Genomic DNA, 17,348 nt, shown 5'->3' with positions numbered 1-17,348 from the left:
AGTATTATTGAGCGATAAAGTCGTGAAGGGATCCTCTATGAAGCAAATTCGAATGCTGGCCCAGTACTACGTCGACCTGATGATGAAGCTCGGGCTGGTGCGTTTTTCCATGCTGCTGGCGCTGGCGCTGGTCGTTCTGGCCATCGTCGTGCAAATGGCCGTGACCATGGTTCTGCATGGTCAGGTCGAGAGCATCGACGTGATCCGCTCTATTTTCTTTGGCCTGCTGATCACCCCATGGGCGGTCTATTTCCTCTCCGTGGTGGTTGAGCAGTTGGAAGAGTCCCGACAGCGTTTATCGAAACTGGTGGATAAGCTGGAAGAGATGCGCGAGCGCGATCTTAAACTCAACGTTCAGCTCAAGGACAACATTGCCCAGCTGAATCAGGAAATTTCAGACCGTGAGAAGGCGGAAGCCGAGCGTCAGACCACGCTGGAGCAGCTGAAAATTGAGATGAAAGAGCGTGAGGTCACGCAGATCCAGCTTGAACAGCAATCCTCTTTCCTGCGCTCGTTCCTCGATGCGTCGCCGGATCTGGTGTTCTACCGTAATGAAGATAAAGAGTTCTCCGGCTGTAACCGGGCCATGGAATTGTTGACCGGGAAAAGCGAAAAGCAGCTGATACACCTGAAACCTCAGGATGTCTATTCCGAAGAGGCGGCGGCAAAAGTGATGGAGACGGATGAAAAGGTGTTCCGTCATAACGTCTCGTTGACCTATGAGCAGTGGCTGGACTACCCCGACGGGCGCAAGGCCTGCTTTGAGATCCGCAAAGTGCCTTATTACGATTGGGTGGGTAAACGTCATGGTCTGATGGGCTTTGGCCGTGATATCACCGAGCGTAAGCGATATCAGGATGCGCTGGAGCGCGCCAGTCGTGACAAGACCACCTTCATCTCCACCATCAGCCATGAGCTTCGTACGCCGCTAAACGGTATCGTGGGGCTGAGCCGTATTCTGCTGGATACCGACCTGACCAGCGAGCAGGAAAAATACCTCAAAACGATCCACGTTTCGGCGGTCACGCTGGGCAATATCTTCAATGATATTATCGACATGGATAAGATGGAGCGCCGTAAAGTTCAGCTCGACAACCAGCCGGTTGATTTTACCGGCTTCCTCGCAGACCTGGAGAACCTGTCAGGTTTGCAGGCCCAGCAGAAAGGATTGAGCTTCGTGATGGAGCCGACGCTGCCGCTGCCGCATAAAGTGGTGACGGACGGCACGCGTCTGCGTCAGATCCTGTGGAATCTCATCAGCAACGCCGTGAAGTTTACCCAGAAGGGACAGGTTGCGGTGCGCATTCGCTATGATGAGGGGGACATGCTGCACTTTGAAGTTGAGGACTCGGGTATCGGCATTCCTCAGGATGAGCAGGATAAGATCTTCGCCATGTATTATCAGGTTAAAGACAGCCACGGCGGTAAACCGGCGACCGGCACGGGCATTGGCCTGGCGGTGTCGAAACGTCTGGCGAAAAGTATGGGTGGGGATATCACCGTTGCCAGCCAGCCGGGTAAAGGCTCCACCTTTACGCTTACCGTCCACGCCCCTGCTGTTGCTGAAGAAGTGGAAGATACGTTTGAGAACGACGATATGCCGCTTCCAGCCCTGCACGTCCTGCTGGTTGAAGATATTGAGCTGAACGTCATTGTCGCCCGGTCGGTACTGGAAAAACTCGGTAACAGCGTGGATGTCGCGATGACCGGCAAAGCCGCGCTGGAGATGTTCACGCCGGGCGAGTACGACCTGGTGCTGCTCGATATTCAGCTACCGGACATGACCGGGCTGGATATCTCCCGCGAGCTGACGCACAAATATGCTCCTGACGAGCTGCCGCCTCTGGTTGCGTTGACCGCAAACGTGTTGAAAGATAAAAAAGAGTACCTCGAGGCCGGTATGGACGATGTGCTCAGCAAGCCGCTGGCAGTACCTGCCCTGACGGCGATGATCAAGAAGTTCTGGGATACCTGTGATGAAGAGGAGAGCACCATGACGTCTGTTGATAGCGCCAAAACCCAAACGATACTGGATACCGCCATGCTGGAGCAGTATATCGATCTGGTGGGACCCAAACTGATCACCGATGGCCTGGCCGTGTTCGAAAAAATGATGCCGGGCTATCTGAACGTGCTCGAATCCAACCTGACGGCGCGTGACCAGAAGGGCATCGTCGAAGAGGGACATAAAATCAAAGGCGCAGCTGGTTCAGTCGGGTTACGCCATCTCCAGCAATTGGGCCAACAGATTCAGTCGCCTGATTTACCTGCCTGGGAAGATAACGTAGGTGATTGGGTTGAAGAGATGAAACAAGAGTGGCAAAACGATGTGGCAGTGCTGAAAGCCTGGGTAGAATCCCGAAAAAAATGACCCCGGCTATACCGGGGTGCGCGAATACTGCGCCAACACCAGGGAAATCGTGGCTGCGCCTGATTTTTATGGGTTGTTTTCGCATGGACGCCGCCTGAAAATTAAGGCCGCACGCAGATAAGATAGCAAATCTTAAACAGTTTGTTACATGAATCAGTGAAATGTGTGAAGCATAGCGTTTTAATCAGAATTTTTAATGTGCTTCAGCGAGTTGCATAGAAGGATCGTCAGAATGAAGAAAGTGGGTGTCGTGCTGAGCGGATGTGGCGTTTACGATGGTTCAGAGATACATGAAACCGTATTAACGCTGCTGGCATTATCGCGCCAGGGGGCCGACGTTATCTGCTTCGCTCCGGATAAAACGCAGGCAGACGTGGTTAATCATCTTACCGGCGAGCCAATGGCGGAAAGCCGTAACGTGCTGATTGAAGCGGCGCGTATTGTGCGCGGGGATATTCATCCGCTGGTACAGGCCGATGCGGCTGAGCTAGATGCGCTCATCGTGCCGGGCGGCTTTGGCGCGGCGAAAAACCTGAGCACGTTTGCAACGCAAGGCGCGGCGTGTCAGGTCGAGCCCGATTTGAAAGCGCTATCGCTGGCGATGCATGCGGCGGGTAAGCCGCAGGGCTTTATCTGCATTGCGCCAGCCATGCTGCCGAAAATTTTTGATTTCCCGCTGCGGCTCACGATCGGAACCGACATTGATACTGCTGAAATTGTCGAAGATATGGGCGGCGAACACGTGCCATGCCCGGTAGACGACATTGTGGTGGATGAGGACAATAAAATCGTCACCACGCCGGCGTATATGCTGGCGCAGAACATTGCCGAGGCTGCTGCAGGCATTGAAAAGCTGGTGGACAGAGTGCTGGTTCTTACCGAATGAGCCGTAAATTATCCCCTGGCGGGTGGTTAAAACGGATCCTGCTGCGTATTGTGCTGGTCCTGGCCGTTTTTTGGGGCGGAGGCATTGCGCTGTTCAGCATCCTGCCCGTCCCGTTCTCGGCCGTGATGGCAGAGCGGCAGATTAGCGCCTGGCTCTCGGGTGATTTTGGCTATGTTGCCCACTCAGACTGGGTCGGCATGGACGAAATCTCCCCGTGGATGGGGCTGGCGGTCATTGCGGCAGAAGATCAGAAATTCCCGGAGCACTGGGGTTTTGACGTGGCGGCTATCGAGAAGGCGCTGGATCATAATGAACGTCATGAAAACCGCGTCCGCGGTGCGTCGACGCTTTCCCAGCAGACGGTAAAAAACCTGTTCTTATGGGACGGTCGCAGCTGGGTGAGAAAAGGGCTGGAGGCCGGGCTGACGCTGGGCGTCGAGACGGTGTGGAGCAAAAAACGCATTTTGACCGTCTACCTGAATATCGCGGAGTTTGGTGACGGCGTGTTTGGCGTCGAAGCGGCATCGCAGCGCTATTTTGGCAAGCCCGCCAGCAGGCTGACTATGTCCGAAGCGGCACTGCTTGCCGCCGTGCTGCCGAACCCGCTGCGTTTTAAGGCCAGCGCGCCGTCAGGCTACGTGCGAAGCCGCCAGGCGTGGATTATGCGCCAGATGCGTCAGCTGGGTGGGGAAGGCTTTATGGAGCGAAATAATCTTATGTAAAGCGGGTAAGCGCAGCGCTACCCGCCGACGTGGCGAACGTTAATCTTCGTCAAACCCGGCGTTAAACAGGGCAATCACTGCCGCCAGCGCTTCTTCTTCCTGCGGGCCGGTGGCTTCAACTTCAATCTGGCGGCCTTTGGCAGAATCCAGCATCAGCAGCGCAATCACGCTGTTGGCTTCTGCCTCGGTTCCCTCATCGTTGCGCAGCAGCACCTCAGCATCAAAACCCTGCATCAGTTCAAACAGCTTCATCGCCGGGCGCGCATGCATGCCCAGCTTATTGGTGATTTCGACGGTCTGTTTTACGGTCATGTTTTACGTTTTTCCAGCGTGCGATGACGGGACTGAACGTTCTTCCCGCGTGAGCGGAAGTAATCGGCCAGCTGTTCGGCAATGTAGACCGAACGATGTTTACCGCCGGTACAGCCAATCGCCACCGTCAGGTAGCTACGATTGTTTGTCTCCAGCATAGGTAACCATAGCTCAAGGTAGCTTCGCGTCTGGTAGATAAAATTGTGTACTTCTGTGTGTCGGTCGAGGAACGCCGCCACCGGCTTATCCAGACCGGTCATCGGACGCAGTTTCGGATCCCAGTGTGGGTTCGGCAGGAAACGCACATCAAAAACGTAATCCGCATCGATAGGGATACCGTGCTTAAAGCCGAAGGATTCAAACACCATCGTCAGTTCGCGCTCGCGCTTGCCGAGTAAGCGAGTACGCAGCATTTCCGCCAGCTCGTGGACGGACATTTCTGAGGTGTCGACAATCAGGTCGGCCCGGGAACGCAGCGGCTCAAGCAGATCGCTCTCTTTATCGATGGCGCTTTCCAGCGAAAGATTTTTACTTGAGAGCGGATGCAAACGACGTGTATCGCTGTAACGGCGGATCAGCGTGTTGCGGTCAGCGTCCAGGAACAAGAGCTGAGGCGAGAAGCACTCCGGCAGACTGTTCATTGCCTGCTCGAAGATTTCCGGCGATTCCGGCATGTTACGCACGTCAATACTGACGGCGGCAGAGATTTGCCTGTCCGCCAGCGTCCGCGCCAGATCGGGTAACAGCACTACCGGCAGGTTATCTACGCAGTAAAATCCCATGTCTTCCAGCGCGCGCAGGGCCACGGACTTCCCGGACCCCGAACGACCGCTGACGATCATCAGCACCATGTTCCGTTTCTCCTCAGGGCAGCCGTTCTGAAGGCCCTTTCCCGATTATGCCTCATCCTGATTGCCTTCTGCTTCAGTGATAATTTGATAAAGCTCTTCATCACTTTGAGCTGAGCGCAGTCGACGACAAATGGTTTTATCCGCCAGACGTTTGGCAACCAGCGACAGCGTGTGCAGGTGGGTTTTGGTCTGATCGGCAGGAACCAGCAGCGCGAAGAGCAGATCCACAGGCTGGTTATCGATGGCGTCAAAAGCGATAGGCGTTTCCAGTTGCACAAACACCCCCACGGCACGCAGCGTATCTTCTTCCAGCTTGCCATGCGGGATCGCAATGCCATTGCCGATGCCGGTACTGCCCATTTTTTCACGGGTCAGAATGGCTTCAAACACGATCTGCGGCGGCAGACCCAGCTGTTTTGCGGCCAGCTCACTGATGATTTCCAGCGCACGTTTTTTGCTCTGGCAGTGAACGCCACTGCGGGTACAATCCTGGTTAAGGACATTGCTCAGTTGAAGAGCGGAATCGTTGTTTATCATAATTTCACCTAAGCGCTAACTGTACAAATGGCCTGTTGTGTTTCACAACAGGCCGTCCTGCACCCGTTAACTGCCCGGACAATTAGTGTTGTTTCAGTTTATCTTTATGTTTATTGAGCTGTCTCGCAAGCTTATCAATCAAGCCGTCGATAGCCGCGTACATGTCTTGCCCTTCCGCACTGGCATGAAGTTCCCCTCCGTTGACGTGCAGGGTCGCATCCGAGATATGCGTCACTTTCTCCACTTTCAACACAACATAGACCTGGTTGATCCTCTCGAAATACTGCTCGAGTTTCGCGAACTTAGCGTTTACAAAATCGCGTAAAGCCTCAGTAATTTCGACGTTATGTCCGGTGATATTGAGCTGCATAGTGTCTTCCTTATCGGTTGTGTCAAACCAGTTGTTTACGCTGGTTAGACGGCGGAATGGATAAAGACTCTCGATACTTCGCGACAGTACGGCGTGCCACCATAATACCCTGATCGGACAGCATGGTGGTTAACTTACTGTCACTGAGTGGCTTCGCGGGGTTCTCCGCGGCGATCAACTTCTTCACCAGGGCGCGAATAGCCGTTGACGAGGCTTCGCCGCCGCCTTCGGTGTTCACGTGGCTGGAGAAGAAATACTTAAGCTCAAAAATACCGCGTGGGCTGTGCAGATACTTCTGCGTGGTCACGCGGGAAATGGTTGATTCATGCATCTCGACGGCCTGGGCGATGTCCGCCAGCACCATCGGTTTCATAAACTCTTCGCCCTGCTCAAAGAATGCCTGCTGCTGTTCGACAATACAGCGGCTGACGCGCAGCAGCGTGTCATTACGGCTTTCCAGACTCTTAATCAACCAGCGTGCTTCCTGAAGGTTGCTGCGAATGTATTGATTATCAGCGTCGTTACGGGCGCTGGTGCACATGGAGGCGTATTGCTGGTTGATTTGCAGGCGAGGAATGCTGTCGGCGTTCAGTTCAACGACCCAGCGGCCATTGTGTTTTCTCACCAGCACATCAGGAATAACGTATTCCGGTTCGCTGGTCTGGATAGATTGCCCCGGACGCGGATCGAGTGACTGGATCAGATTCACCGCTTCCTTCAGCACCTCTTCTTTGAGGCGCGTGACGCGCATCAGGGTGCGGAAGTCGTGATTTGCCAGCAAATCCAGATGCTCGCTGATGATGAGCCGGGCTTCGTCAATCCACGGTGTCTCTTTGGCAAACTGCGAAAGCTGGATCAGAAGGCAGTCGCGCAGATCTTTCGCGGCGACGCCAATCGGGTCGAAACGCTGAACGCGTTTCAGGACGGCTTCGATCTCTTCCAGTTCAATCTCGTCATCGCCGATGCTTTCCAGAATCTCGTCCAGCGTCACGGTCAAATAGCCCGTGTCGTCAACGGCATCGACAATCGAGGTGGCAATGGCGCGATCGGTATCGGAGAAAGGCGTCAGCTCCACCTGCCACATCAGGTAGTCCTGAAGCGACTGGGTAGTTTCGCCCTGGTAGACCGGGAGTTCATCGTCCTGGTAATCTGCACGCGTCCCGGAAGGGGTACCCGCGGTGTAGATTTCATCCCAGCTGGCATCCAGCGGCAGTTCCTCCGGCATCTCTTTCTGTTCGAGCGCATCTACGGAGTCGAGCGTTTCTGTGTCCTGCGTCTGCTGAGCGTCTATCTCGTCATGAAGATCGGTTTGCTCCAGCAGCGGATTGCTGTCCAGCGCCTGCTGGAGCTCCTGCTGGAGTTCTAACGTGGACAGCTGCAACAGACGGATTGCCTGTTGTAGCTGCGGCGTCATGGCCAGTTGCTGGCTGAGCCGTAATTGCAAACCTTGCTTCATGTTCAGAGCGTTTTTCTCCGGTTCGGCGTGACTTAACCTCTACCCTATCAGAGTCTGAAGTCTTCCCCAAGGTACACGCGCTTAACATGCTCATCTTCGAGGATTTGCTGCGGCGTACCGTGGGCAATCAGATGGCCCTGGCTCACTATGTAGGCGCGCTCACACACGGCCAGCGTTTCGCGAACGTTGTGGTCCGTGATCAGTACGCCAAGCCCGCTGTCGCGCAGGTGCTCAATAATACGTTTGATATCGATAACGGAGATGGGGTCAACGCCCGCAAACGGTTCATCCAGCAGGATAAATTTCGGGTTTGCTGCCAGCGCGCGCGCAATCTCAACGCGGCGGCGTTCACCACCGGACAGCGCCTGACCGAGGCTGTCACGCAGATGTTCGATATGAAACTCTTCCATCAGCTCGTTCGCACGGTCAGTGCGCTGCTCGCTGGTCAGATCGTCACGGATCTGGAGCACGGCCATCAGGTTGTCGAACACGCTTAAGCGGCGGAAGATGGAGGCTTCCTGCGGCAGATAGCCGATGCCACGACGCGCGCGGGCATGCAGTGGCAGCAGACTGATATCTTCATCATCGATGATGATGTTGCCGGCGTCACGCGGGACGATGCCCACCACCATGTAGAAAGTCGTGGTTTTACCCGCCCCGTTAGGGCCAAGCAAACCCACGATTTCGCCGGAGTTGACGGTCAGACTGACATCTTCGACGACGCGGCGGCCCTTATACGCTTTCGCGAGGTTTTTTGCAGTTAAAGTTGCCATAACGAATTAGTTACTCTTTTTCTGTGCCGGAGCCTGGCCGTTGTTCTTGTCCTGCAATTGCGAAGGCACAAGAACGGTCGTGACGCGTTTGCCTTTTTCACTGGAGGCCTGCATTTTCTGCTCTTTCACCAGATAAGTGATCTTGTCGCCTTTGATATTGCTGTCCAGCTGTTCCAGGTAAGCATTACCGGTCAGGATGACCAGATCCTTCGCCAGTTCATAGTGCATATGCGAGGCATGGCCTTTCACCGGCTTGCCGTTGTCCTGCATCTGGTAGAAGGTGGCCGGGTTGCCATAACCATCGATAATCTCTTTGCCCTGCTCGCCGCCCGGTCGGGTAACGACCACTTTGTCGGCGTTGATTTTGATGGTGCCCTGGGTCATGACCACGTTGCCGGTAAAGGTGACGACGTTACCCTGCATATCCAGAGACTGGGTATCGGATTCAATATGAATCGGCTGTTCGGTGTCGCCAGTCACAGCAAGCGCGGGAAGACTGGCCGCCAGCAGCGCGCTGGCGATAACAACTTTAAGGCTGAGTTTGTTTGTTTTGAATTTCATAGGAGGTTCTAACCTTTTCAATCAGCTCGGCGTTTTTGCTGCGTAAGTTCCCGCGCATTCTTAAACCGCTGGAATTAAATGTTGTGCCATACAGGGTGACTAAATCCTGCGACGTGACATCCTGGGTGACCAGGTTGATCTGGGCGTTATCCGTCGTAATTTTTCGCAGTTGCGCGTCAGCGGTCAGGGCGTTGACTTCAACGTGACCATACAGGTAAAGCATACGGTCATTTGTCAGTTTTGCCCGGTCAGACTTGATAGACCACGTCGGCACTTTGTCCGTATCAAAGGTGGTCATGACCGGTTGGGTAAACCACGAAGTACCGTCATCTGAAAAATATTCTACATGCTGAGCAACGAGGCGATAGTTCAGCGCGCCTTCCGGGCTATAGACCACGGTGTCGCTGTGATCGCTTTTATAGGTCGGGTCGCTCGTGTTAACCACTTCCGCTTGCGTATCTTCGCGGTCAGCGAGGTTTACGCCAATCAGTACCAGGGCGACAAGCGCAAGCAGAATGATAACCCAACGTCTGGTTTTACTCATATCGATTGCCCTTTCGCCTCATCAAGCTTGCCCTGCGCCAGCAGAAGCAGATCGCAGACTTCACGGACGGCGCCGCGGCCACCGTGAATATGGGTAACATAATCAGCACGCGGGATCAGCAGCGGGTGCGCGTCAGCCACGGCGATGCTCAGACCCACCTCCGCCATGACTGGCCAGTCGATCAAATCATCCCCGACGTATGCCACATTCTCTGGTGCAATGGCCAGTTTTCCCAACAGATCCCGGAAGGCTACCATCTTATCAGACTGCCCCTGATAGAGATGGGTAATGCCCAGCGTTTCACACCGATCTTCTACCAGTTTAGCTTTCCGCCCGGTGATGATTGCAACTTCAATACCGGACGTGAGCGCACAGCGGATACCGTAACCGTCGCGAACGTTAAAGGCTTTCAGCTCTTCGCCGTTATTGCCCATATAAATCAGACCGTCGGAGAGCACACCATCCACATCGAGGATCAGCAGGCGGATATTTTCCGCCTTTGCCATCATGTGGGCGCTCACCGGGCCATAACAGGTTGCAAGGGATGCACCCGCATTACTCATTGTCTTATCCTTCATTACACTACGCCAGCGCGCAGCAGATCATGCATATGTACCACACCCAGCAGTTGGTCGCCATCGGCAACCATCACTGAGGTAATATGACGGGACTGCATCAGGTTCAGTACATCTACCGCCAGCGTGCCCGGACGGACGCGGATCCCGCCTGGTGTCATTACATCAGCGATGCCCAGCGTTCGGACATCCACACCCATATCGAATACCCGGCGCAGGTCGCCGTCGGTGAAAATGCCCTGAATCTTCATCAGATCGTCGCAGATAACCGTCATGCCCAGGTTTTTACGGGTGATCTCCAGTAACGCGTCGCGCAAAGAGGCCTCTTTGCTGACGTGCGGGATCTCATCCCCGGTGTGCATAATATCGTTGACCCGCAGCAGCAGTTTGCGCCCGAGCGCGCCGCCGGGGTGAGACAGGGCGAAATCTTCTGGCGTAAAACCGCGGGCTTCCAGCAGCGCAACGGCAAGGGCATCGCCCATCACCAGCGCGGCGGTTGTGCTGGAGGTCGGCGCCAGCCCCAGCGGGCAGGCTTCTTTAGGCACCTTCACGCACAGGTGAATATCTGCCGCACGCGCCATGCTGCTTTCCGGGCGGCTGGTCATGCAAATCAGCGGTACGTGCAGACGCTTCAGCACCGGGATCAACGCCAGGATTTCATTCGATTCCCCGGAGTTGGACAGCGCAATAACCACGTCCTGCGGCGTAACCATGCCGAGGTCACCGTGCGCGGCTTCACCGGGATGAACGAAGAATGACGACGTGCCGGTACTGGCAAAGGTCGCCGCCATTTTGCGCCCGATATGGCCGGATTTGCCCATCCCCATCACCACGACTTTACCGGCGCAGTAGAACATCTTCTCACAGGCCAGACTAAAATCCTGATTAATGTACTGATCTAACTGCGCCAGACCTTCACGTTCAATCTCCAGAACGTCTTTGCCTGCTTTCTGAAAGTCAAAACCCGGCTGCAATTCTATTTGCGACATAATGCGTTTCCGTTTACCCAGAGAGAAGTGGCGAGAGCCAGTACAGCATCGCCAGCCATACGATAAATCCACCCGTCAGCAGCGCGCCCGCGCCTTTGCCGATCTGCTCTTTTCGCCGCCAGCAGAGCAGGGCGAAAATTACGCTGACCAGTAGCATCACACCGTAATCGCGCGTGAAGACCATAGGGTTAAACGGCCCCGGTGAGATTAATGCCGGCAGCCCCGTCACGATCGCGATATTGAAAATATTCGAGCCAATGATATTGCCGATGGCGATATCATCTTCCCCTTTACGCGCCCCGGCGATGGCGGTAGCCAGCTCTGGCAGGCTGGTGCCGATGGCGATGACCGTCAGACCGATTGTCAGTTCGCTCATCGCAAACGCGTTCGCCAGCACCGTCGCGTTATCGACCACCATCCGCGTGGCCATTGGCATTATGATCAGCGCGACGCCCAGCCACAGCAGGGCGACGGGTAAGGTCCCTTCCCGTGGCAGCTCGGCGAGATGCTCACGCGTGAGGCTATCATTACCCTGTTTTTCCGCCAGACGTGCGATCTTCACGCTGTAAAGCAACCAGATCACGGCCAGGGCGAGCAGGAATATACCGTCACCGACGCTCAGCACCCCGTCATAAAGCACATAGCCTGCCAGCAGACTGACGACTAACATTAGCGGCAATTCACGACGCAAAACATCGGAATGTACGCGAAATGGATGCAGTAATGCGGCTAAGCCTAAAATCAGCAAGATATTGACGATGTTAGAGCCAATCGCAGTGCCAATAGCGAGGTCGACCTGGCCATGCAACGAGGCTGAAACAGAAACGATGATTTCAGGAAGCGATGTGCCTACACTGACCACCGTCATCCCAATAATGATGGGCGGCATGCCAATGAGTCGACAGAGAATGGATGCGGCAAAGACCAAACGGTCAGCACTGTAGACCACCAACAGTAAACCAATTATTAACAGTGCTGTTGCTAAAAGCATCAAAAGTCCTTTCTTCAGGTATACTCGCTGGTCCACTGCGCACGAATTTTAGCGCCAGATGAAGTCTGAGACGTGACGAATTCCTAATTTTGACTTTATGCGCCGGAAAAGTAAAACAAATGCCAGCTTTCGCTAACCCCAATAGTGAATATTCTGTAAAAATGCGGGGTTTAGGGCTGATTTACGCTTCATGCCAGCAGTGAAGCAAGGTAAGTAAGGAACCATAAATGAGCCAAACGATGGCGAATATAGTCGATGTCCGGGGCGTCAGTTTTTCTCGCGGCAACCGGGTGATATTTGATGATATTTCGCTGACCGTGCCGCGCGGTAAAATCACCGCCATCATGGGGCCGTCAGGGATCGGTAAAACGACGTTGCTGCGTCTTATCGGCGGGCAAATCCCCCCTGATAGCGGCGAAATTCTCTTCGACGGTGAAAACGTCCCGGAGATGTCTCGCTCGCGCCTCTACACGGTTCGCAAACGGATGAGCATGCTCTTTCAGTCGGGTGCGCTGTTCACCGATATGAACGTATTTGACAACGTGGCCTATCCGCTGCGTGAGCACACCCATCTTCCTCCTGCGCTGTTGCACAGCACGGTGATGATGAAGCTCGAAGCCGTGGGGTTGCGGGGGGCTGCGAAACTTATGCCGTCCGAACTCTCGGGTGGGATGGCGCGCCGCGCCGCGCTGGCGCGTGCTATTGCCCTGGAACCCGATTTAATCATGTTCGATGAACCGTTCGTTGGGCAGGACCCTATCACCATGGGCGTGCTGGTGAAGTTAATCTCGGAGCTGAACAGCGCCCTTGGCGTCACCTGCGTGGTGGTTTCCCACGACGTGCCGGAAGTGCTGAGTATTGCTGATTACGCCTATATTGTGGCTGACAAAAAGATCGTCGCCCACGGCAGCGCTCAGGCGTTGCAGGAGAATGGCGATCCGCGCGTGCGGCAGTTCCTGGACGGTATCGCAGATGGGCCGGTGCCTTTCCGCTATCCGGCGGGCGACTATCATGACGATTTACTGGGAATAGGGAGTTAATCCACTCATGCTGTTAAATGCGTTGGCGGGTCTTGGACACCGTGGCCTAAAAACCATCAGTACGTTCGGGCGTGCCGGATTAATGTTGTTCAACGCGCTGGTTGGCAAACCGGAGTTCCGCAAGCATGCGCCGTTACTGGTGCGGCAGCTTTATAACGTCGGCGTGCTGTCGATGCTTATCATCATCGTGTCGGGTCTGTTTATTGGCATGGTGCTAGGGTTGCAGGGGTATCTGGTGCTGACAACCTACAGCGCGGAAACCAGCCTTGGCATGCTGGTGGCGCTCTCGCTGCTGCGTGAACTCGGGCCGGTTGTAGCAGCGCTGCTGTTCGCCGGGCGTGCCGGATCAGCGCTGACGGCTGAAATTGGCCTGATGCGCGCCACAGAGCAGCTCTCCAGTATGGAGATGATGGCGGTCGATCCGCTGCGCCGGGTGATCTCGCCGCGCTTCTGGGCCGGGGTTATCTCCTTGCCGTTACTGACTATCCTCTTTGTGGCGGTAGGTATCTGGGGAGGCGCGCTGGTTGGCGTCAACTGGAAAGGCATTGATGCCGGGTTCTTCTGGTCTGCCATGCAGGACGCCATCGATCTGCGGATGGATCTGGTGAACTGTCTGATCAAGAGCGTGGTTTTCGCTGTGACGGTTACCTGGATTGCGTTGTTTAATGGTTACGATGCCATTCCGACGTCGGCGGGCATTAGCCGTGCAACGACGCGTACTGTCGTACATTCGTCGCTGGCCGTTTTAGGTCTGGATTTTGTGCTCACCGCACTGATGTTTGGGAATTGAGTTCATGCAAACGAGAAAAAATGAAATTTGGGTTGGCGTGTTTTTGCTTCTGGCGCTGCTGGCCGCGCTGTTTATCTGCCTGCGCGCGGCGGACATCACCTCTGTTCGCACCGAGCCGACGTATCGCGTCTACGCGACTTTCGATAATATCGGCGGCCTGAAGGCGCGCTCACCGGTCCGTATTGGTGGCGTCGTTATTGGACGTGTCGCTGACATTACGCTTGATGAGAAAACCTATCTGCCGCGCGTCGCAATGGATATCGAAGAACGCTATAACCACATTCCGGACACCAGCTCGCTCTCTATCCGCACCTCTGGCCTGCTGGGGGAGCAATATCTGGCCCTTAACGTTGGTTTTGAAGATCCTGAGCTGGGAACGTCTATCCTTAAAGACGGTAGCGTAATCCAGGATACCAAGTCAGCGATGGTGCTGGAAGATATGATTGGTCAGTTCCTTTACAACAGTAAAGGGGATGATAAAAAGTCTGACGATGCCCCTGCGCAGAGTGAAGACCACACCAACGTCGAACCGACGCCAGGCGCGACGAATTAATTTCAGGAGAAGTCATTCATGTTTAAACGACTGTTAATGGTTGCCATGCTGGTCATTGCCCCTCTAACCGCGGCGCACGCTGCGGATCAGAGTAACCCGTACAAACTGATGGATGAGGCCGCGAAGAAAACCTTCGACCGTCTTAAAAACGAACAGCCCAAAATCCGTTCTAACCCTGATTATCTGCGCGATGTGGTGGATCAGGAGCTGCTGCCGTATGTGCAGATCAAGTACGCGGGCGCACTGGTGCTGGGCCGTTACTACAAAGACGCGACCCCGGCGCAGCGCGAGGCTTACTTTGCGGCGTTCCGTGAATACCTGAAACAGGCTTACGGCCAGGCGCTGGCGATGTACCACGGGCAGACCTATCAGATTGCCCCTGAACAGCCGCTGGGCGATGCCACCATCATTCCTATCCGCGTGACGATTATCGATCCAAACGGTCGTCCACCGGTACGCCTGGACTTCCAGTGGCGTAAAAACAGCCAGACCGGAAACTGGCAGGCGTACGACATGATCGCTGAAGGCGTCAGCATGATCACCACTAAACAGAACGAGTGGAGCGATCTGCTGCGCACCAAAGGCATCGATGGCCTGACGGCTCAGCTTCAGTCCATCTCTCGTCAGAAAATTACCCTGGACGAGAAGAAGTAATGTCACAGCAGCTTAGCTGGGCGCGTGACGGCGAGACGTTGACGCTGACGGGAGAGCTGGATCAGGATCTGCTTAACCCGCTGTGGGACGCTCGCCATAACGCGATGCAGGGCGTGACGTTGATTGATCTCCATGGCGTCACGCGGGTAGATACCGCCGGTATCGCCCTGCTGGCGCACCTGGTGGCCACGGGCAAAAAGCAGGGGAGTAGCGTCACCCTGACGGGGGTAAGCGATAATGTCGTAACCCTTGCACAGCTTTACAATTTGCCTGAAGACGTATTACCTCGCTAACTTTTTCAGTACGTTACTTCCGAAAGCCCCGACAGTTTACGCGTCGGGGCTTTTTGCTTGTTTAAGACCGCGCCACTTTGCTCTAAGATGTTGAGCTTGTTTTCACTATCAGATGATGTAGACCCCATGGAAAATAATGAAATCCAGACAGTGCTGATGAATGCACTCTCCCTTCAGGAAGCCCACGTCTCTGGCGATGGCAGTCACTTCCAGGTTATTGCTGTGGGTGAGATGTTCGACGGAATGAGTCGCGTGAAGAAACAGCAGGCTGTGTACGCGCCGCTGATGGAATACATTGCGGATAACCGCATCCACGCCCTGTCGATTAAAGCGTTCACCCCACAGGAGTGGGCACGCGATCGCAAACTAAACGGTTTTTGAGCTGAGGGCGAAGCGCCCGCAGCACGGTTGAATTTATAAGAGAGCAAACGATGGATAAATTTCGTGTACAGGGACCCACGCGTCTCCAGGGCGAAGTCACAATTTCTGGCGCTAAAAACGCCGCGCTGCCCATTCTTTTCGCTGCGCTGCTCGCAGAAGAGCCGGTAGAGATCCAGAACGTACCGAAGCTGAAAGATATCGACACGACCATGAAGTTGCTCGGCCAGTTGGGCACCAAAGTGGAGCGTAACGGTTCCGTCTGGATCGATGCCAGCAACGTGAACAACTTCTCAGCGCCGTATGAGCTGGTGAAAACCATGCGTGCTTCCATCTGGGCGCTTGGCCCGCTGGTTGCGCGTTTCGGTCAGGGACAGGTTTCACTGCCGGGCGGATGCGCTATCGGTGCCCGTCCAGTCGACCTGCATATCTTCGGTCTGGAAAAGCTGGGCGCGGAGATCAAGCTGGAAGAGGGGTACGTTAAAGCGTCCGTCAATGGTCGCCTGAAAGGCGCGCACATTGTCATGGACAAAGTGAGCGTGGGCGCAACGGTAACCATCATGTCGGCTGCTACGCTGGCAGAAGGCACTACCATCATCGAAAACGCCGCCCGAGAGCCGGAAATCGTGGATACCGCGAACTTCCTGGTCGCGCTGGGGGCGAAGATCAGCGGGCAGGGCACAGACCGTATCACCATCGAAGGCGTTGAACGTCTGGGTGGTGGTGTGTACCGCGTACTGCCAGACCGTATCGAAACCGGTACTTTCCTGGTAGCGGCTGCCATTTCTGGCGGTAAGATTGTTTGTCGTAACGCACAACCGGATACCCTGGATGCGGTGCTGGCGAAACTGCGCGATGCGGGTGCGGACATTGAAATTGGTGAAGACTGGATCAGCCTCGATATGCACGGGCAGCGTCCTAAAGCCGTTAACGTGCGCACTGCGCCACATCCGGCATTCCCGACGGATATGCAGGCACAGTTCACCCTGTTGAACCTGGTGGCCGAAGGCACAGGCTTCATCACGGAAACTATCTTCGAAAACCGTTTCATGCACGTACCTGAACTGATCCGTATGGGTGCGCATGCTGAGATTGAAAGCAACACGGTCATTTGCCACGGCGTTGAAAAACTGTCCGGTGCGCAGGTGATGGCGACCGATCTGCGCGCGTCTGCGAGCCTCGTACTGGCAGGTTGTATTGCAGAAGGGACTACCGTTGTCGATCGTATCTACCACATCGATCGTGGTTACGAGCGTATTGAAGACAAACTGCGCGCGCTGGGTGCGAATATCGAGCGTGTGAAGGGCGAGTAATCGTTCCGGCACCCCCCTGCCAGAACAGGCCGGGGGATTGCTGTTCCTGTAAATCCGGGTGCATCAGTCCTGATGTGCTTTCTTCGCTTTGCTCTGGCGCATCATGCGCGTTCTGTCGATAAATTCATGGGTAATGGGATCGTGATAGCGTGACGGCCATATCACCCACGGATGCGTATCCAGCGCCGTCGCAATAATCAGTTCCCCCTTCGGCCATGGGCGGGTCAGGGCGTTTGCCAGCGTCGACGAGCTCAGCCCATGACGACGTGATTCGGCAGCCAGCGATGTCCCTTTTTTACGCAGTGCCGCAATAATGTCAGCAGAATGCCAGTCGATGAATTTTGTATCCATAATGCTGTCCTTGTGTTCGTTATCGTCCACGTCGTTTC

22 protein-coding genes are annotated in these 17,348 nt (G+C 55.0%); 10 read left to right on the top strand and 12 right to left on the bottom strand.

Going from position 1 to position 17,348, the window contains the following annotated elements; genetic code table 11:
- The first annotated feature begins 37 nt into the window (after positions 1–37).
- The 3 genes from arcB (at position 38) to mtgA (ending at position 3,979) form a co-directional block, all read left to right on the top strand.
- Positions 38–2,371 (top strand): aerobic respiration two-component sensor histidine kinase ArcB, encoded by a 2,334-nt coding sequence (arcB, locus tag L3069_RS20090; RefSeq protein WP_038416795.1) that lies wholly within the window; start codon positions 38–40, stop codon positions 2,369–2,371.
- Positions 2,372–2,603: 232 nt separating this feature from the next.
- Positions 2,604–3,257, top strand: a complete 654-nt coding sequence (gene elbB / locus L3069_RS20085) for an isoprenoid biosynthesis glyoxalase ElbB (protein WP_038416794.1) — start codon at positions 2,604–2,606, stop codon at positions 3,255–3,257.
- Positions 3,254–3,979 carry a monofunctional biosynthetic peptidoglycan transglycosylase gene (mtgA, locus tag L3069_RS20080; protein ID WP_023298721.1) on the top strand — a complete coding sequence of 242 codons (726 nt, stop codon included), beginning with the start codon at positions 3,254–3,256 and terminating at the stop codon, positions 3,977–3,979. Before elbB ends, mtgA begins: the two co-directional genes overlap by 4 nt.
- Positions 3,980–4,018: 39 nt before the next feature.
- Here the strand turns inward: mtgA and npr are convergent, their stop codons facing one another.
- The 11 genes from npr to L3069_RS20025 form a co-directional block, all read right to left on the bottom strand.
- Positions 4,019–4,291, bottom strand: coding sequence for a PTS phosphocarrier protein NPr (npr, locus tag L3069_RS20075; RefSeq protein ID WP_003861872.1), 273 nt, complete (start codon positions 4,289–4,291; stop codon positions 4,019–4,021).
- Positions 4,288–5,142 carry an RNase adapter RapZ gene (gene rapZ, locus L3069_RS20070; protein ID WP_003861870.1) on the bottom strand — a complete coding sequence of 285 codons (855 nt, stop codon included), beginning with the start codon at positions 5,140–5,142 and terminating at the stop codon, positions 4,288–4,290. Before rapZ ends, npr begins: the two co-directional genes overlap by 4 nt.
- Before the next feature lie 45 nt (positions 5,143–5,187).
- Complete coding sequence (gene ptsN / locus L3069_RS20065; protein WP_003861869.1) at positions 5,188–5,679, bottom strand: PTS IIA-like nitrogen regulatory protein PtsN; 492 nt, start codon at positions 5,677–5,679, stop codon at positions 5,188–5,190.
- Between the two features lie 82 nt (positions 5,680–5,761).
- Positions 5,762–6,049, bottom strand: coding sequence for a ribosome hibernation promoting factor (gene hpf / locus L3069_RS20060; protein ID WP_014171818.1), 288 nt, complete (start codon positions 6,047–6,049; stop codon positions 5,762–5,764).
- A 22-nt stretch (positions 6,050–6,071) separates the two neighbouring features.
- Positions 6,072–7,505 carry an RNA polymerase factor sigma-54 gene (rpoN, locus tag L3069_RS20055; protein ID WP_038416793.1) on the bottom strand — a complete coding sequence of 478 codons (1,434 nt, stop codon included), beginning with the start codon at positions 7,503–7,505 and terminating at the stop codon, positions 6,072–6,074.
- 47 nt (positions 7,506–7,552) lie between these two features.
- Complete coding sequence (gene lptB, locus L3069_RS20050; protein WP_003861862.1) at positions 7,553–8,278, bottom strand: LPS export ABC transporter ATP-binding protein; 726 nt, start codon at positions 8,276–8,278, stop codon at positions 7,553–7,555.
- 6 nt (positions 8,279–8,284) lie between these two features.
- Positions 8,285–8,839 carry a lipopolysaccharide ABC transporter substrate-binding protein LptA gene (lptA, locus tag L3069_RS20045; protein ID WP_006812136.1) on the bottom strand — a complete coding sequence of 185 codons (555 nt, stop codon included), beginning with the start codon at positions 8,837–8,839 and terminating at the stop codon, positions 8,285–8,287.
- A complete protein-coding gene (gene lptC, locus L3069_RS20040) occupies positions 8,808–9,383 on the bottom strand; it encodes an LPS export ABC transporter periplasmic protein LptC (protein ID WP_022649529.1) in 576 nt (191 codons plus the stop codon). Before lptC ends, lptA begins: the two co-directional genes overlap by 32 nt.
- Positions 9,380–9,946: a 3-deoxy-manno-octulosonate-8-phosphatase KdsC gene (kdsC, locus tag L3069_RS20035; protein WP_017382729.1), complete on the bottom strand. Its 567-nt coding sequence runs from the start codon at positions 9,944–9,946 to the stop codon at positions 9,380–9,382. The genes lptC and kdsC overlap by 4 nt, the downstream gene beginning before the upstream one ends.
- Before the next feature lie 14 nt (positions 9,947–9,960).
- Entirely contained in the window at positions 9,961–10,947 is a 987-nt protein-coding gene (kdsD, locus tag L3069_RS20030; RefSeq protein ID WP_003861853.1) for an arabinose-5-phosphate isomerase KdsD, read from the bottom strand.
- 13 nt (positions 10,948–10,960) lie between these two features.
- Entirely contained in the window at positions 10,961–11,938 is a 978-nt protein-coding gene (locus L3069_RS20025) for a calcium/sodium antiporter (protein WP_003861852.1), read from the bottom strand.
- Positions 11,939–12,165: 227 nt separating this feature from the next.
- On the opposite strand from L3069_RS20025, the gene mlaF reads away from it, so the two are divergent.
- The 7 genes from mlaF to murA all read left to right on the top strand — a co-directional run bounded on the left by mlaF (position 12,166) and on the right by murA (position 16,959).
- Positions 12,166–12,978, top strand: coding sequence for a phospholipid ABC transporter ATP-binding protein MlaF (gene mlaF / locus L3069_RS20020; RefSeq protein WP_022649527.1), 813 nt, complete (start codon positions 12,166–12,168; stop codon positions 12,976–12,978).
- Positions 12,979–12,985: 7 nt separating this feature from the next.
- Positions 12,986–13,768 (top strand): lipid asymmetry maintenance ABC transporter permease subunit MlaE, encoded by a 783-nt coding sequence (gene mlaE, locus L3069_RS20015; RefSeq protein WP_003861848.1) that lies wholly within the window; start codon positions 12,986–12,988, stop codon positions 13,766–13,768.
- A 4-nt stretch (positions 13,769–13,772) separates the two neighbouring features.
- Complete coding sequence (gene mlaD, locus L3069_RS20010; protein WP_022649526.1) at positions 13,773–14,321, top strand: outer membrane lipid asymmetry maintenance protein MlaD; 549 nt, start codon at positions 13,773–13,775, stop codon at positions 14,319–14,321.
- 18 nt (positions 14,322–14,339) lie between these two features.
- Entirely contained in the window at positions 14,340–14,975 is a 636-nt protein-coding gene (gene mlaC, locus L3069_RS20005) for a phospholipid-binding protein MlaC (protein WP_006812130.1), read from the top strand.
- A complete protein-coding gene (gene mlaB, locus L3069_RS20000) occupies positions 14,975–15,268 on the top strand; it encodes a lipid asymmetry maintenance protein MlaB (RefSeq protein WP_022649525.1) in 294 nt (97 codons plus the stop codon). Before mlaC ends, mlaB begins: the two co-directional genes overlap by 1 nt.
- Positions 15,269–15,394: 126 nt before the next feature.
- Complete coding sequence (ibaG, locus tag L3069_RS19995) at positions 15,395–15,649, top strand: BolA family iron metabolism protein IbaG (RefSeq protein ID WP_003861840.1); 255 nt, start codon at positions 15,395–15,397, stop codon at positions 15,647–15,649.
- Positions 15,650–15,699: 50 nt separating this feature from the next.
- Positions 15,700–16,959: a UDP-N-acetylglucosamine 1-carboxyvinyltransferase gene (gene murA / locus L3069_RS19990; RefSeq protein WP_006812128.1), complete on the top strand. Its 1,260-nt coding sequence runs from the start codon at positions 15,700–15,702 to the stop codon at positions 16,957–16,959.
- Between the two features lie 63 nt (positions 16,960–17,022).
- Here murA and sfsB read toward each other — a convergent pair whose 3' ends face one another.
- Entirely contained in the window at positions 17,023–17,310 is a 288-nt protein-coding gene (sfsB, locus tag L3069_RS19985) for a DNA-binding transcriptional regulator SfsB (protein WP_022649524.1), read from the bottom strand.
- Between the last annotated feature and the right edge of the window lie 38 nt (positions 17,311–17,348).

This window comes from Enterobacter cloacae complex sp. ECL411 (genome assembly GCF_021869665.1).
Taxonomy (GTDB): Bacteria; Pseudomonadota; Gammaproteobacteria; order Enterobacterales; family Enterobacteriaceae; genus Enterobacter; species Enterobacter intestinihominis.
This window is presented reverse-complemented; position numbering and strand designations above follow the sequence as displayed.

Coding starts and splice junctions, on each gene's coding strand:
- arcB (WP_038416795.1), top strand. CDS start 38: ATGAAGCAAATTCGAATGCTGGCCCAGTACTACGTCGACCTGATGATG.
- elbB (WP_038416794.1), top strand. CDS start 2,604: ATGAAGAAAGTGGGTGTCGTGCTGAGCGGATGTGGCGTTTACGATGGT.
- mtgA (WP_023298721.1), top strand. CDS start 3,254: ATGAGCCGTAAATTATCCCCTGGCGGGTGGTTAAAACGGATCCTGCTG.
- npr (WP_003861872.1), bottom strand. CDS start 4,291: ATGACCGTAAAACAGACCGTCGAAATCACCAATAAGCTGGGCATGCAT.
- rapZ (WP_003861870.1), bottom strand. CDS start 5,142: ATGGTGCTGATGATCGTCAGCGGTCGTTCGGGGTCCGGGAAGTCCGTG.
- ptsN (WP_003861869.1), bottom strand. CDS start 5,679: ATGATAAACAACGATTCCGCTCTTCAACTGAGCAATGTCCTTAACCAG.
- hpf (WP_014171818.1), bottom strand. CDS start 6,049: ATGCAGCTCAATATCACCGGACATAACGTCGAAATTACTGAGGCTTTA.
- rpoN (WP_038416793.1), bottom strand. CDS start 7,505: ATGAAGCAAGGTTTGCAATTACGGCTCAGCCAGCAACTGGCCATGACG.
- lptB (WP_003861862.1), bottom strand. CDS start 8,278: ATGGCAACTTTAACTGCAAAAAACCTCGCGAAAGCGTATAAGGGCCGC.
- lptA (WP_006812136.1), bottom strand. CDS start 8,839: ATGAAATTCAAAACAAACAAACTCAGCCTTAAAGTTGTTATCGCCAGC.
- lptC (WP_022649529.1), bottom strand. CDS start 9,383: ATGAGTAAAACCAGACGTTGGGTTATCATTCTGCTTGCGCTTGTCGCC.
- kdsC (WP_017382729.1), bottom strand. CDS start 9,946: ATGAGTAATGCGGGTGCATCCCTTGCAACCTGTTATGGCCCGGTGAGC.
- kdsD (WP_003861853.1), bottom strand. CDS start 10,947: ATGTCGCAAATAGAATTGCAGCCGGGTTTTGACTTTCAGAAAGCAGGC.
- L3069_RS20025 (WP_003861852.1), bottom strand. CDS start 11,938: ATGCTTTTAGCAACAGCACTGTTAATAATTGGTTTACTGTTGGTGGTC.
- mlaF (WP_022649527.1), top strand. CDS start 12,166: ATGAGCCAAACGATGGCGAATATAGTCGATGTCCGGGGCGTCAGTTTT.
- mlaE (WP_003861848.1), top strand. CDS start 12,986: ATGCTGTTAAATGCGTTGGCGGGTCTTGGACACCGTGGCCTAAAAACC.
- mlaD (WP_022649526.1), top strand. CDS start 13,773: ATGCAAACGAGAAAAAATGAAATTTGGGTTGGCGTGTTTTTGCTTCTG.
- mlaC (WP_006812130.1), top strand. CDS start 14,340: ATGTTTAAACGACTGTTAATGGTTGCCATGCTGGTCATTGCCCCTCTA.
- mlaB (WP_022649525.1), top strand. CDS start 14,975: ATGTCACAGCAGCTTAGCTGGGCGCGTGACGGCGAGACGTTGACGCTG.
- ibaG (WP_003861840.1), top strand. CDS start 15,395: ATGGAAAATAATGAAATCCAGACAGTGCTGATGAATGCACTCTCCCTT.
- murA (WP_006812128.1), top strand. CDS start 15,700: ATGGATAAATTTCGTGTACAGGGACCCACGCGTCTCCAGGGCGAAGTC.
- sfsB (WP_022649524.1), bottom strand. CDS start 17,310: ATGGATACAAAATTCATCGACTGGCATTCTGCTGACATTATTGCGGCA.